Below are 13568 nucleotides of genomic sequence, written 5' to 3' on the forward strand. Positions count from 1 at the left end.
GGGGAGTTACAGGTATAGCTAAAACCCCGCCGATTGCGCTGCAAAACCGGAAAATTCACACAACTTCGGGGCCTGCTTCACAACCGACGTTTGACAGACGCCGGGCATCCGGCAAAGCTGCATCGAGCTTGAACGCACGCCAGCAGGCCAATGCACCTGGACCACGGAAGTCGTAATGCCCAAGCATAAAAATAAAGTCGTACTGCCTGATCCTGATTCATCCCGACAGCCCCTTTCACGTTACCTGTTCCCCCTCACCATCGGTGTGCTGCTGGCCGCAGTGGCGGGAATTGGCTGGTTTCTGTTCAGCCCCACGCCCGCGCCGTACACGGCACCGCCGATCAGCGCGGCGGCGCCTGTCGTCGCCAGACCGCAACCTGTGGCGCAGCAGCCCGCGACCATGGTCGATGAACAACAATGTCAGGGCTGCCACACCGAGCAGGTCAAGGACTGGCAAGGCTCGCATCACCAATTGGCGATGCAGGCCGCGAATGGCGAAACCATGCTTGGCGACTTCAACAACGTCACCTTCAAGGCCGAAAACGAGACCACCCGTTTCTCACGCAAGGGTGACGAGTTCTGGGTCAATACGCCGGGCATCGATGGCAAGAACGCCGATTTCAAGGTCGCCTACACCTTCGGCATCGCCCCGTTGCAGCAATACCTGATCGAGGTCGGCGAAGGCCGTTTACAGGCGCTCGGCGTGGCGTGGGATACCGAGAAACACCGCTGGTTTCACCTCTACCCCGGCCAGGGCGTGAACTTCAAGAATCCGCTGCACTGGAGCAAGCCGAGCCAGAACGCCAACTTCATGTGCGTCGAGTGCCACACCACCGGCTTCAAGCGCAATTTCGATGCGGCCAGCAACACGTTCAACAGCCAATGGAACAGCCTCGGTGTCGGCTGTCAGGCCTGCCACGGTCCGGCCTCCAATCACCTGCAATGGGCGCAGAAAAAAGACGACCTGATCCACAAGGGTTTCGTCGTCGACCTCAAGGACAAGAACGCCAGCGTCGAGATCGAAACCTGTGCCCGCTGCCATGCGCGCCGGGCGCCGCTGGGCGATGGCTACACCGTCGGCAAGCGCTTGATGGACGACTACCTGCCGAGCACCCTCACCCGCGAACTGTATGCGCTGGACGGCAAGATCAAGGATGAAGTGTTCGAACACGGCTCGTTCCTGCAAAGCAAGATGTTCGACAAGGGTGTGCGCTGCAGCAACTGCCACAATCCGCACAGCACTGAACTCAAGGCGCCGGGCAACGCCGTGTGCCTGCAATGCCACAACACGGCGGGCAAGACTTCGGTCGCTGGCGTCGACGGCAAGGGCCTGCAAGCGAAGAACTACGATTCCATCGAACACACCCGCCACACCCCGGGCCAGCCCGGCTCGCAGTGCGTGGATTGCCACATGCCCGGCAAGTTCTACATGGGCAACGACTGGCGCCATGACCACAGCTTCAGCATCCCCAACCCGGAACGCGCGCAAAAACTCGGTACGCCCGATGCGTGTCTCAGCTGCCATCAGGGCAAGGCCGGTGACAAGGTCAGCGCACAGTTCAAGTTGTGGAATGCCTCCGCCTCGACACTGCAGACACCACGCTATGACGAAAGCCTGTGGCTGATCCGCAACGGCCAGCCGGGTGCGGCGGACGCCTTGCATGAGCAGTTGCAGCGCAGCGATCTGCCGGCGATTCAGCGTGCGACGTTACTCGCCGAACTGCCGCTGTACCCAAGCGATCAATCGCTGAAACTGGCCACCCGGGATCTGCAGAATCCGGCGCCGCAGGTTCGCGAAAGCGCAGTGCGGGCGATCAGTGCCTTCCTGCCACCCATCGAGCGCGCATCGTTGTTGACGCCACTGCTCGGCGATCCGGTGAAAGCCGTGCGCATCGTCGCGGCGCGTGACCTGCTCAGCGTCGCGCGCAACAACGGCCTCGGCGCCGCGCAGGACAATTGGGACGCGGCGATTGCCGAGTATGAGGCGGTGCAGAACAGTCTCGCGGAACGGGCCGAGGCCAACCTGAACCTGGCGATGTTGTATCAGGCCAGTGGCCGCGCATCCGAAGTCGAAGGGTTGCTGCGCACGGCACTCAAACGCGATCCGGATTTCTACCCGGCACTGGTGACGCTGGTGCAATGGCTGGAGGCCAATGGCCGAGGTCAGGAAGCGCAGAGCCTGCTGGACGACAGCCTCAAGGCGCACCCGGAGGCTGCGTTGTTGCAGCACACCCGTGGCCTGTCCTTGATCCGCGCCGGCAAGACTGCCGGAGCCATGGGCGCGCTGCACAAAGCCGCGCAACTGGAGCCGCAGAACGCGCAATACGGTTACGTGCTGGCGGTGGCGTTGCACGACAGCGGCAAGGTGAGCGAGGCGTGTGCTGAGCTGGAGCGTTTGCTCAAGGTGCAACCGGCGAACCGCAATGCGCGGCTGTCGCTGATCCAGTACTACCTGGAGAACGGCCAGGAGCCGAAAGCGCAGGTGCTGTTGCAGGGCTGGAAGAAGATGAACATGGGCGATCCGGCGCTGAAGTGAGCGCTGATCCCTTGTGGGAGCGGGCTTGCTCGCGAATGCATTCTCTCAGCCAACATCAAGGGTGACTGATGTACCGCATTCGCGAGCAAGCCCGCTCCCACAGGGTCAGTGATTGGTCTCAAACACTGAGTGTTACCACGAAGACGTCGCGCCGCTCTTCAACGCCATCTCCCGGCGGCTGTTGGCGCGCATCGCCTTGATCAGCGACACCGAGCCCACCAGCAGGATCGACGCGCCGAACAGGAAGTCGATGTTGTACAGCTGGAAGTCCTGCACCGGCCCCACCAGCAGCACCCGCACCACGGCAATCGTCACCAGCGTGGCGAGGAAGTCGATCCCCGGCTCGTCGCGATAGAACACGTGCAACAGCGGCAGGCACAGCACCAGCAGCAACAACAGCACCACGACCTTGAACGAGCCTTTGCGCTCGACGCTGAACGCGCATTCGTGCGGGCCGTAGGCCTTGTAATCCTCGTCGCGGATCATCGAGTTCTTCTCGTTGATGTACTCGACGCGGTTGTATTTCTGAATCGGCGTAAAGGTGTTGGACATCTCCATCAGCGTGGTGATGTTCTTGAAGCGCAGGTCGATGCGCTCGCTGCCCTTGAGGTAATACAGCACCGGTTTGTAGCCGTAGCGATAGGTGTCGAAGGGGAATTCGGTAACCTGGCCCTGGACGCCGATGGGCCGTGGCTCAAGCTCGGCGTAGGCGCTTTTGGTCGGTGAGGCGAGGTTGCGGCTCAGCGGCTGAACCTTGACCTGTTCGAGGAAGATCGGCGTCACGCCGTACGACCACTGCAACGGCTCCAGGCGCAGACGCAGTTCGTTGCGACCCAGATCGTAGCGGTTGAAGGTGCGTTCGGAGACCACCAGCGAGCCACTGAGCATGAACTCGCCGCGCAGGTTGTTGGTGACGCGCAAGGTCAGTTGATCCTTGCCCAACAGCGCCGCTTCGGTGGACGGCGGCGCGCCGCACCACGCGGTGCTTTCACCGGCGCCGCCCAACTGGCCGTCGCGGTTTTCCTTGAACACATAGAAGTAACTGGCCCACAGCGTCAGCATCAAAAGCAACGCGGTGAGACCGAGGATTTTTTTACCCGCAGTCACAAAACAGACTCCCTTCTTCGTTCCGTCGTCCAGCCGAAAACCCGCTGGCGACGGGGACTCTACCAAAAGGCCAGCATCGACCCAAGGAAAAATCCGGGAATGGTGCGGGATGTAAGGGTTTCCCCTGTATAGAAGGGGCCGCTAGACAATTGTGGTGAGGGGATTTATCCCCGACCGGCTGCGCAGCGGCCGCAGAACCAGCCAAAAGGTTTTAGCTGAAGAAATGCTTCGGCAGATTTTAGGTCTGCTTCGCAGCCCATCGGGGATAAATCCCCTCACCACAAAGTATCTATCAAGCAATGGATATTCAGCGTCTGCGGAACAACGGCCGTGGTTCGATCACCGAGCGGCCGTACAGCACGCTCATCCCCGCCAGTCCCTTCAGCGCATCCTCGGCCGACTTATCCTCGCGCACCGCGAAGCTGTCGAACCCGCACTGAAGCATATGGCTGAGCTGATCTCGCAGCACATCGCCAATCGCCCGCAACTCGCCGGCCCAGCCAAACCGGCTGCGCAGCAGATACGCCTGACTGTAGGCGCGACCGTCGCGAAAGCTCGGAAAGTCCAGGGCAATCAGCGGCAGCGAGGCCAGCCACGGCACCACGCTTTCAACTTCATCGTCCGGCCCCAGCCACACCGCGTGGGTCGAGGGCGATTGCAGCCAGTGCGCCAGCGGCAGGATCAGCAACCCTTGCGGCCTGCCCTGCTCCGGCTCGCGAACCAGCGTCCATGGGTCGTCCTCGATCAGGCGTGCGACACCTTGCTCCAGACGCAGCAGATTGTTCATGCCGACGCCTCCAGCACTTTCGGGTAGACGCGTTCCTTGAAAGGCTCCAGGCCAATGCGCGCCACGGTGTCGACAAACAACTCCTCGCTTTCGCGATAACGCACAAACGTACCGATGATCCGCTCGATCACCTGTGGCACTTCGGTCGCGCTAAACGACGGGCCGATGACCTTGCCCAGTGCGCTGTGCTTACCCTGCGCGCCGCCGAGGGTGATCTGGTACCACTCGCTGCCGTTTTTATCGACGCCGAGAATGCCGATATTGCCGATGTGGTGGTGGCCGCAGGCGTTCATGCAGCCGGAGATGTTCAGGCTGATGTCGCCCAGGTCGTGCAGGTAGTCGAGGTTGTCGAAACGCGCCTGAATCGCCTGGGCGATCGGGATCGACTTGGCGTTGGCCAGCGCGCAGAAATCGCCGCCTGGGCAGGCGATGATGTCGGTCAGCAGGCCGACGTTGGCGCTGCCCAGATTGTGCTCACAGGCCAGTTGCCAGAGTTCATACAGATCGGACTTCTGCACATCGGGCAGGACAATATTCTGTTCGTGGGCAATGCGAATCTCGCCGAAACCGAAACGCTCCGACCAGTCGGCTACCGCCAGCATCTGCTGGCCAGTGACATCCCCCGGTGGTGCACTCAGACCCGGTTTGGTCGACAGCACCACGCTGGTGTAACCCGGTTTCTTGTGCGGCTGCACGTTGCGCGCGACCCAGCGGGCGAACGCCGGGCTTTCGGCCAGACGCGTGCCGAAGTCCAGATCGGTGTCAGCCAGGGTGTGATAGATCGGCGGCACGAAGGCACTGGCGACCCGCTCGTATTCAGCCTCGGTCAGCTGCGCCGGGCCGTCCTTGAGGTGCTGCCATTCTTCCTCGACCTCTTTGGCGAATGCCTCGATGCCCAGCGCCTTGACCAGAATCTTGATCCGCGCCTTGTACTTGTTGTCGCGCCGGCCATGGCGGTTGTAGACCCGCAGGATCGCTTCGACGTAGGACAGCAGATGCTGCCACGGCAAGCCTTCGCGAATCTGCAGACCGAGGATCGGCGTGCGCCCCAACCCGCCGCCGACGATCACCCGCAGCAGCATCTGCCCGTCTCGCCCCGGATAAAGATACAGGCCGATGTCATGCATCATGATCGCCGCACGGTCCTGCTTCGCCGAGCAGATGGCGATCTTGAACTTGCGTGGCAGGAAGAGGAATTCCGGGTTGATCGTCGACCATTGGCGGAGGATTTCTGCCAACGGGCGCGGGTCGATCAACTCGTCCGCCGCGACCCCGGCGAAGGCTTCGGTGGTGATGTTGCGCACGCAGTTGCCGGAGGTCTGGATCGCGTGCATGTTGACCTGCGCCAGGCGTTCAAGGATGTCCGGCACCTGCGCCAGTTCGATCCAGTTGAATTGCAGGTTCTGCCGCGTGGTGAAGTGGCCGTAGCCGCGATCGTAATCGGCGGCGATGCTCGCCAGCGTGCGCATCTGTTCGGCACTCAGGGTGCCGTAGGGAATCGCCACCCGCAGCATGTACGCGTGCTTCTGCAGGTAGAGGCCGTTTTGCAGACGCAGCGGCAGGAACTCTTCCTCGCTCAACTCTCCAGCCATGAAGCGCTCGACCTGATCGCGAAACTGCGCAACGCGCTCGAACACCAGTGCGCGGTCGTAATCGTCGTATTGATACATGTGCCTGCCCCGCCTCATCAGTTAATTCTGTGGGAGCGAGCCTGCTCGCGAATGCGGTGTGTCAGGCAACTGCATTGTTGGCTGACACACCGCATTCGCGAGCAGGCTCGCTCCCACAGTTTTCGTAACGGCACTATGGACGAGCAGCGCAGCACGCAACAGATTCACCTGAAGTCATAAAAACCATATCAGGGCGCGGCAGAACGCCGCAGGCAGCACTTCAATCTGATCCGTACAAATGAAAGATTCCTGAGCCTGTTTTGTTTCCAGTGGTATTCCTACAGTGCAGCTCGTGCCAGACCAGGGTGGCCTGGCAAGACTTTGCAACCGTGGATGAACTGACCATGAGCACAGCAACAATCGGACAGGCGTATAACTACAAGGTCGTCCGCCAATTCGTTATCGCGACGGTTTTCTGGGGTGTCGTCGGCATGGCGATGGGTGTCTGGATCGCCTCGCAACTGGTGTGGCCGGACATGAACCTCGACCTGCCCTGGACCACCTTCGGCCGCTTGCGGCCATTGCACACCAGCCTGGTGATTTTCGGTTTCGCCGGCAGCGCGCAATTCGCCGCCAGTTACTACGCGGTGCAGCGCACCTGCCAGGTGCGGCTGTATTCGGACAAGCTCGCGGCCTTCACCTTCTGGGGCTGGCAATCGGTGATCGTGATCATGCTGATCACCCTGCCAATGGGCTACACCACCACCAAGGAATACGCCGAGATCGAATTCTCCGGTGCGGTGTGGATGGCGGTGGTCTGGGTCGCGTACGCCATCGTGTTTTTCACCACCGTGGTGCAGCGCAAGACCAAACACATCTATGTCGGCAACTGGTTCTTCGGCGCTTTCATTCTGGTGATCGCCATGCTGCACGTGGTCAATCACCTGTCGATCCCGGTGGACTGGTTCAAATCCTATCCGGTGTATTCCGGGGCGACCGACGCCATGGTGCAGTGGTGGTACGGCCATAACGCGGTGGGTTTCTTCCTGACCACGGGCTTTCTCGGAATGATGTATTACTTCGTGCCGAAACAGGTGAATCGCCCGGTCTATTCGTATCGGTTGTCGATCGTGCATTTCTGGGCGCTGATCACCCTGTACATCTGGGCCGGCCCGCACCACTTGCACTACACCGCGCTGCCGGACTGGGCGCAGTCGCTGGGCATGGCGATGTCGCTGATCCTGCTGGCGCCGAGTTGGGGCGGGATGATCAACGGCATGATGACCTTGTCCGGTGCTTGGCATAAGTTGCGCACCGACCCGATTTTGCGCTTCCTGGTGCTGTCGCTGGCGTTCTACGGCATGTCGACCTTCGAAGGGCCGATGATGGCGATCAAAACGGTCAACGCCCTCTCCCACTACACCGACTGGACCATCGGCCACGTTCACGCCGGGGCCTTGGGCTGGGTGGCAATGATCACCTTCGGCGCGACCTACCACATGGTGCCGAAAGTCTTCGGCCGCGAGCAGATGTACAGCACGCCGCTGATCAACCTGCACTTCTGGCTGGCGACCATCGGCACCGTGTTGTACATCGCCTCGATGTGGGTCAACGGCATCACTCAGGGCCTGATGTGGCGAGCGATCAACGAGGACGGCACGCTGACCTACTCGTTTGTCGAGGCGCTGCAGGCCAGTCATCCGGGGTTCATCGTGCGCTTTGCCGGCGGGGTGTTCTTCCTCAGCGGCATGCTGCTGATGGCCTACAACGTCTGGCGCACGGTGCGGGTCGCCGACGTGGCGCTGGCACGCAGCCAGGCGCAGATCGCCTGAGGCAGGGAGCCGCAGAGGATGGATATTTTCTTGAATGTGCTGGGGGTGGTGTTTCTGTGGCTGGCGGTGGAGTACTGCCTGCGCCATCAGACTTCAGAGAGCCTGGATGATGCGAGCATGGTGCCGTTTGCTGATGATCCGGAGGTGGCACGGCGGGTTGAGTTGGCCACCGGTAAAACCGTGAAAGCCGTGGCGCCGGAAGAGGCGAAACCGGGCTGGATCAACCTCGAGATGTAACCCCACCACCGCCCCTTTGTAGGAGTGAGCCTGCTCGCGATTGCGGTCATTCAGCCAACTGTATGGTGACTGATATACCGCTATCGCGAGCAGGCTCACTCCTACAGGGGACTTGTGCAAATCCTGAGATCTAGGCGCGATCGCGCGGAATCAGGCTCTGCAACTGCTGTGCGAGAAAATCCGCATCAAACACAAAGGTGTCGGGATCCTTCAGGCCATTGGTCTTGCGCCATTGCCACTCGCCGTTCGGCAGCCCGACCAGCGAAATGCTGCCATAGCGCGCCGCCGTCAGGCCCATCACCGCCAGGGAAATCTGCCCGGCGCTGCCCATCACGTCCGGCACGAATTCCACCGGTTTGCCGGCAATCACGATGCTCAGTTTTTCAGTCTTGAAGGTCGAGGTTTCCACCGGCGTGCTCGGCCCGAATGCGACGTAAGCCTCGCGGCTCACCTCCAGCAGGTTCGGTGCCTGCACCGGTTCCAGCCATTGCTGGATCTGGCCGAACAGCTCGGTGATGCGGCTGGCCCACGCCTGTGACTGCGTTTCGAACAATTGCTTCTTGTGCGCTTCACTCTCGGCATAGTGACGAAGCATTTCGCCCAGTTGTTGTACGTCGTTCATCGGTACGTTCCTCGGGGAGAGCCTGCGATAGTCGATAGTGACAGATCGAGGCGCCGGCGTACGTTAAACCTCGATCGCCGGCACCGGGACACTTGGCAACAGGATCAACGGTACAGTTGCTTTGTACTGGCATCCGTCATTGAACCGATGGACACTCGGCCGGAGCCCGACTTTTCCAATACGGGCCATTGTTCGAGGAATTTCAATGCGCACCATCGGCCTGATCGGCGGCATGAGCTGGGAATCCAGCGTGGAATATTATCGTCTCATCAATCAACAGGTTCGTGACCGGCTCGGCTCGCTGCGCTCGGCGCAAATCCTGATGTACAGCGTCGACTTCGGCCCGGTCGAACAGGCGCAGCACGCCGGGCGCTGGGACGACGCAGCGGCGATTCTGGTGGATGCCGCGCGCAGGCTCGAGGCCGGCGGCGCCGAATGCGTGGTGCTGTGTACCAATACCATGCACAAGGTCGCGGCGCAGATTCAGGCAGCGATCAGCATTCCATTTCTGCACATCGCCGAACCGGCGGCGCAGGCGGCATTGGCCATCGATGCGCGCACGGTCGGCCTGCTCGGCACGGCGTTCACCATGGAGCAGGATTTTCTCAAGCAGCGCCTGATTGCGCAGGGTCTGACGGTACTGGTGCCGGACGACGCCGAGCGCAAGGACGTGCACCGGATCATCTACGACGAATTGTGCGTCGGGGTGATCAGTGACGAATCACGCAAAATCTATCAACAGGTGATCGAAGCGCTGACCGCGCGCGGTGCCCAGGCGATCATCCTCGGCTGCACGGAAATCGGCCTGCTGGTCAAACCCGAACACAGCGCCCTGCCCCTGCTCGACACCACCGAGCTGCATGCGCAGTCGGCGGTGGCGTTCGCTCTGGGCAACTGACTCCCACAGGATTTTTTGGCTTATCGACGACGCAGACGGGCCATGCTCAGGGTGTCGACCCATTGCCCGTCGCGCACGGCGTAGTCACGAAACAGGCCTTCGTTCTCGAAGCCGAACTTGCGGTAGAGACCGATGGCCGCCTGGTTGTCGGCGTACACCGAGAGTTCGACCCGGTGCAGGTTCATCCAGTTGTCGGCGACGTCCAGCGCCGCCGCCAGCAGTTTCGACCCGACACCCTTGCCCTGCCACGCCACGGCGACCGCCATGCCGACACTGCCGGCGTGGGCGCGGCGGATCCGCGAATAGTTTTCCAGCCCGAGATGACCGACCACCGCGCCCTGATGCAGCGCCACCAGTTTGACCATCCGCTCGTTCTCCGCCAGCAACCGTTGACGCCAGATATCGGTGGACTGAAACGGCATCTGCAGCACCTGGCGGGTCACGGCCGGATCGTTGTACAGCGCGGTAACGGCCTCGATATGGGATTCGTTGAAGCGTTCGAGGGTGATGGCGGGGTTGTGGTCGGGCATGGCGGATCCTTCCTGGATCGATGGGTGGCCGCTTACTCTAAACCGTTGAGCCTCTGGCTGGCGAATAGCAAAATGTGGGAGCGGGCTTGCTCGCGAAAGCGGTGTGTCAGGCAACACAGATGTTGAATTTCAGACCGCTTTCGCGAGCAAGCCCGCTCCCACAGGGGATTGGAGGTGTTGGCAGAATCGGATCAGGTCTGGAACCATTCCTGGCGCTCGTTGAAGGTGTGCTGGATCAGCTCGACCAGGGCTTGCACCTCGGCGACGTCCCGGGATTCAGCGTTGACCGCCAGCCATGCCTGCAACTGCATCGGCTCGTCAAACAGCCCCGGCAGCGCAATCAGCCCGCGATCGAAACGGCTCATGTACGCCGGCAGCAACCCGATGCAAGCGCTGCAGCGGATCATTTCCAGCATCAGCTCATAGGACTGCATCTGCACCACCCCGGCCAAACGTTGTTCGACCAGCTCATTCCATGGTCGAAAGCTGTCGATCTGCCGGTCGTGCTGCCATTGCACCAGCATGAAATCGCTGAGGTCGTCGGCACTCGCCGGGCGCGCGGTGACCCGGGAATAGCGTTTGGCGATGTGCGGCAGGTAATCCAGACGCGCCAGGGCCTGCGGCTGACTGGTGGCGAAGGTCGGGCCGGGGCTGGGGGTTTCGCCGTGGGCCAGCCACAGCACCACGTCGGCACTGACTGCGCGCAAGGCCAACTCGCTGTCCAGCGCAATGATCTCGAGACGCACGCTGGCATTGCGCCGCAGCAACGCGATCAGGTCGCGACCGAGAATGTCATGCAGGATCGATTCGGCTACCGCCAAACGCACCAGTGGCTGCTCGACCACCGGCAGTTTGCGTTCGTGGGCCAGCGCCACCAGTTGCGCCTGCAACTGCTGACCTTCGCGGGTCAGGCTCAGGGCGCTGCCCTGAAAGCTGAACAGCGAGTGCTGCAGCGTTTGCTCAAGCTGCGCCAACTGCTTGCGCAGCAAGGTCGAGCGCACGTTGAGGCTGCGCGCGGCCTGCATGAAGCAGCCGCAGCGGGCACTGACCAGAAAATATTGCGCGACCTCGGCATCAATGGTCGCGGCTTGCGCCAGCCATGGTTCGCGCTCGCCCTGTGCCCAGCGATAGTCGGGGCTACCCTGTCGTCCTGCGGGTTCGGTGAATGACATCGATGACTCCCTGTCGATCTTTGTTGGTCTTGAGTGCACCACAATCCACTGTGGGAGCGAGCCTGCTCGCGAAGGCGCCAGCACATTCAAAAATTACGCTGCCTGACACACCGTATTCGCGAGCAGGCTCGCTCCCACAAGGTGATTTATTGGTTGGTTTCGAGGACCTTGTTCAGCTCAGCCCCATCGATACTCAGCGTCGCGGTATTGAGCATCCCGTCCAGATACGCCTGAGCAATCTGCTCCTGCCGTTGCGCACGCAAGGCCTGGGTCAGTTGATCGCGCAGTTCGTCGAGGGTCGCAGTACGTGCCGGTTGCTGTTCGGTGAGTTTGATCACATGGAAACCCGCCGCGCTCTGCACCGGCTCGGACACCGCACCGACCTTCAATTTCGCCACCGCACCCCGTACCTCCGGCACCAGTTGCTGCAACGGTTGCAGCCCGGTGTCGCCGCCACGTTCGGCAGTCTGCCGGTCCTGCGAATACTGAGTCGCCAGCGCGGCAAAATCCGCCGGCGTGCCCTGGGCTTTCTTGCTTAGCTCGGTCGCCTGCTTGCGCACGGCTTCCAGGCTCTGGGCATCCGGCACCGCGAGGAAAATCTGGCTCACCCGATACAACGCCGGCGTCTGCCAGTTGCCCTTGCCAGCGTCATACGCCTGCTGCAACTCGGCCGTACTCGGGTAGTCCGCCGGCACCGTGCTGACCGAGCGCAGGTAATCGCGAAAGACGATCTGCTCAGTGGCCGCGCGGGTTTGCCGCACCACGTCCGGACGCTGCGCCCAGCCCTGAGCATCGGCCTGTTCCAGCACGACTTTCTCCGCCAACCGCGTACGCAGCCAGCGCTCCAGCGCTTCACGGTTGCCGCGCAATTGCTCGCGAGTCGCCGGCGGGACGGTAGCCAGCAGCGCCTGCAATTCCTGCGGCGTCACCTGCTGATTGCCCAACCGCGCTACCGCAGGCCCCGCAGCAACCGCCGCCAACGGCGACGATTGCTGGGCGGCGACCGGGTCAGCACCCGGTCGCAGCACCAGCGCCACGGCTACCACCAACAGCGCCACTGCCCCGGCGCCGATCACCATGGCAGGCTTTTTCACAGCGCGACTTCCTCTTGCTCAGCGGTAGCGACTTTGGCCGTCGAAGCTTGCGCAGCCTGGCTGAAATCACGCAGATAGACGATGAATTCCTGCAACAGGCGATCCCACAATTCCAGGTTGCCGCGCAGGTGATCGCTGCTCACACCGGCCGCCAGCACCACGTCCATTTCCATCACCAGAAACTCGCCCTGCAACGACAACCGCGCAAAACGCCGGGTGGCGTTCCACTGTTCGGCCACACCCTGTGGCAACTCACCTTGCACCCGCAGCGCGCAGCTGAAAGTGAAATCGACGTAGCTGCCCTGCTCCACCGCCGGGTTGCCGAAGCGCACGGCATAACCGATGCCCTGACTGGCGCTGAGCAACTGCACGATGCCGTTCTGTTCGGTCTGGTTGACGCGATAACCGGCGGCTTGCAGGACGTCGGTCAGGGATTGTGGGGATACGTGGCTGATCAATTGAGTCATTGTTTCTTCCTTGTTTAACAGGCTTTTTAATCAGTGCGAGAGCGCAGCTTGCGGCGCGTCGAATTGAGTCTTGTAAAGCTCGTCACCAAACCCCTGGGCCAGCTCATCGAACTTGACCCGGGCGCTGCCCGCAAAGGGCTGGCGGATCTTCATCACCTCGGCCACATCGATGTTTTCGTAAGCGCTGAGGATCTGCTTGGCGACGCCATACATCTGCTGATTCTTGACTGAACATTGCTGCACTTGTGTGTCACGTTCAGCCAATTGCGCTTGAAGCTTAGACCGTTCTGCCTCTTTGGCACGGGCCATGACCAGCAACTCGTCGTAGGCCTTCTTGAACTTGCCGACCTGTTCGCTGCTGGCGGCGACTTGCGCTTGCGCCTGGCTGTGCAGGTTCTGCTGCTGGCCGGCCAACTGCTCGGCGACGCCTTTGGCCTTGGCCAGTTCAGCGGTCAATTGCTTGATCTGCGCCTGCGCGGCCTTGGCCTCGTTCTGCGCCGCCAGTTGTGCGGCGCTGGCCTGGGCTTGCTGACTTTGCAGGGCCTGCAACTGCTGGGTGGTGCTGCGCAACTGGGTGCGCAGACGCTCTTCCATGCCTTCGGCGTGCGCGCCTTGTGCGATGAAAAAACTCAGCCCCAACAGAAAAACTCGTGCGTGCATGACCGTACTCCCGGCG

General features: G+C 61.5%; 13 protein-coding genes. 4 read left to right on the forward strand and 9 right to left on the reverse strand.

All coding sequences use genetic code 11. From position 1 onward, the window contains the following. Positions 1-175 precede the first annotated feature (175 nt). The gene (locus tag H043_RS0122435) at positions 176-2536 is read left to right on the forward strand and encodes a tetratricopeptide repeat protein (RefSeq protein ID WP_027613747.1); all 2361 of its coding nucleotides are present in this window, start codon (positions 176-178) and stop codon (positions 2534-2536) included. A 132-nt stretch (positions 2537-2668) separates the two neighbouring features. Here H043_RS0122435 and H043_RS0122440 read toward each other — a convergent pair whose 3' ends face one another. The 3 genes from H043_RS0122440 to H043_RS0122450 form a co-directional block, all read right to left on the reverse strand. Next, complete coding sequence (locus tag H043_RS0122440) at positions 2669-3643, reverse strand: hypothetical protein (RefSeq protein WP_027613748.1); 975 nt, start codon at positions 3641-3643, stop codon at positions 2669-2671. 307 nt (positions 3644-3950) lie between these two features. Then, entirely contained in the window at positions 3951-4430 is a 480-nt protein-coding gene (locus H043_RS0122445; RefSeq protein ID WP_027613749.1) for a DUF934 domain-containing protein, read from the reverse strand. Beyond that, positions 4427-6100: a nitrite/sulfite reductase gene (locus H043_RS0122450; RefSeq protein ID WP_027613750.1), complete on the reverse strand. Its 1674-nt coding sequence runs from the start codon at positions 6098-6100 to the stop codon at positions 4427-4429. The genes H043_RS0122445 and H043_RS0122450 overlap by 4 nt, the downstream gene beginning before the upstream one ends. Positions 6101-6444: 344 nt before the next feature. On the opposite strand from H043_RS0122450, the gene ccoN reads away from it, so the two are divergent. Together ccoN and H043_RS0122460 are read left to right on the forward strand one after the other, a co-directional pair. Then, complete coding sequence (gene ccoN, locus H043_RS0122455) at positions 6445-7872, forward strand: cytochrome-c oxidase, cbb3-type subunit I (protein ID WP_027613751.1); 1428 nt, start codon at positions 6445-6447, stop codon at positions 7870-7872. Positions 7873-7890: 18 nt separating this feature from the next. After that, positions 7891-8109 (forward strand): hypothetical protein, encoded by a 219-nt coding sequence (locus tag H043_RS0122460; RefSeq protein ID WP_027613752.1) that lies wholly within the window; start codon positions 7891-7893, stop codon positions 8107-8109. Between the two features lie 130 nt (positions 8110-8239). On the opposite strand, the gene H043_RS0122465 is transcribed toward H043_RS0122460, so the two are convergent. After that, positions 8240-8731, reverse strand: coding sequence for a hypothetical protein (locus H043_RS0122465; RefSeq protein ID WP_027613753.1), 492 nt, complete (start codon positions 8729-8731; stop codon positions 8240-8242). A gap of 205 nt (positions 8732-8936) precedes the next feature. On the opposite strand from H043_RS0122465, the gene H043_RS0122470 reads away from it, so the two are divergent. Beyond that, positions 8937-9629 carry an aspartate/glutamate racemase family protein gene (locus tag H043_RS0122470; protein WP_027613754.1) on the forward strand — a complete coding sequence of 231 codons (693 nt, stop codon included), beginning with the start codon at positions 8937-8939 and terminating at the stop codon, positions 9627-9629. 20 nt (positions 9630-9649) lie between these two features. On the opposite strand, the gene H043_RS0122475 is transcribed toward H043_RS0122470, so the two are convergent. The 5 genes from H043_RS0122475 to H043_RS0122495 all read right to left on the reverse strand — a co-directional run bounded on the left by H043_RS0122475 (position 9650) and on the right by H043_RS0122495 (position 13552). Continuing rightward, the gene (locus tag H043_RS0122475; protein WP_027613755.1) at positions 9650-10159 is read right to left on the reverse strand and encodes a GNAT family N-acetyltransferase; all 510 of its coding nucleotides are present in this window, start codon (positions 10157-10159) and stop codon (positions 9650-9652) included. Between the two features lie 191 nt (positions 10160-10350). Continuing rightward, positions 10351-11331, reverse strand: a complete 981-nt coding sequence (locus H043_RS0122480) for a LysR family transcriptional regulator (RefSeq protein ID WP_027613756.1) — start codon at positions 11329-11331, stop codon at positions 10351-10353. Positions 11332-11477: 146 nt separating this feature from the next. Then, positions 11478-12425 carry a peptidylprolyl isomerase gene (locus H043_RS0122485; protein ID WP_027613757.1) on the reverse strand — a complete coding sequence of 316 codons (948 nt, stop codon included), beginning with the start codon at positions 12423-12425 and terminating at the stop codon, positions 11478-11480. Beyond that, positions 12422-12892, reverse strand: coding sequence for a YbjN domain-containing protein (locus H043_RS0122490; RefSeq protein ID WP_027613758.1), 471 nt, complete (start codon positions 12890-12892; stop codon positions 12422-12424). Before H043_RS0122490 ends, H043_RS0122485 begins: the two co-directional genes overlap by 4 nt. Positions 12893-12922: 30 nt before the next feature. Continuing rightward, positions 12923-13552 (reverse strand): hypothetical protein, encoded by a 630-nt coding sequence (locus H043_RS0122495; RefSeq protein WP_027613759.1) that lies wholly within the window; start codon positions 13550-13552, stop codon positions 12923-12925. Between the last annotated feature and the right edge of the window lie 16 nt (positions 13553-13568).

The sequence above is a fragment of the Pseudomonas sp. URIL14HWK12:I6 genome (assembly GCF_000514195.1).
GTDB lineage: Bacteria > Pseudomonadota > Gammaproteobacteria > Pseudomonadales > Pseudomonadaceae > Aquipseudomonas > Aquipseudomonas putida_A.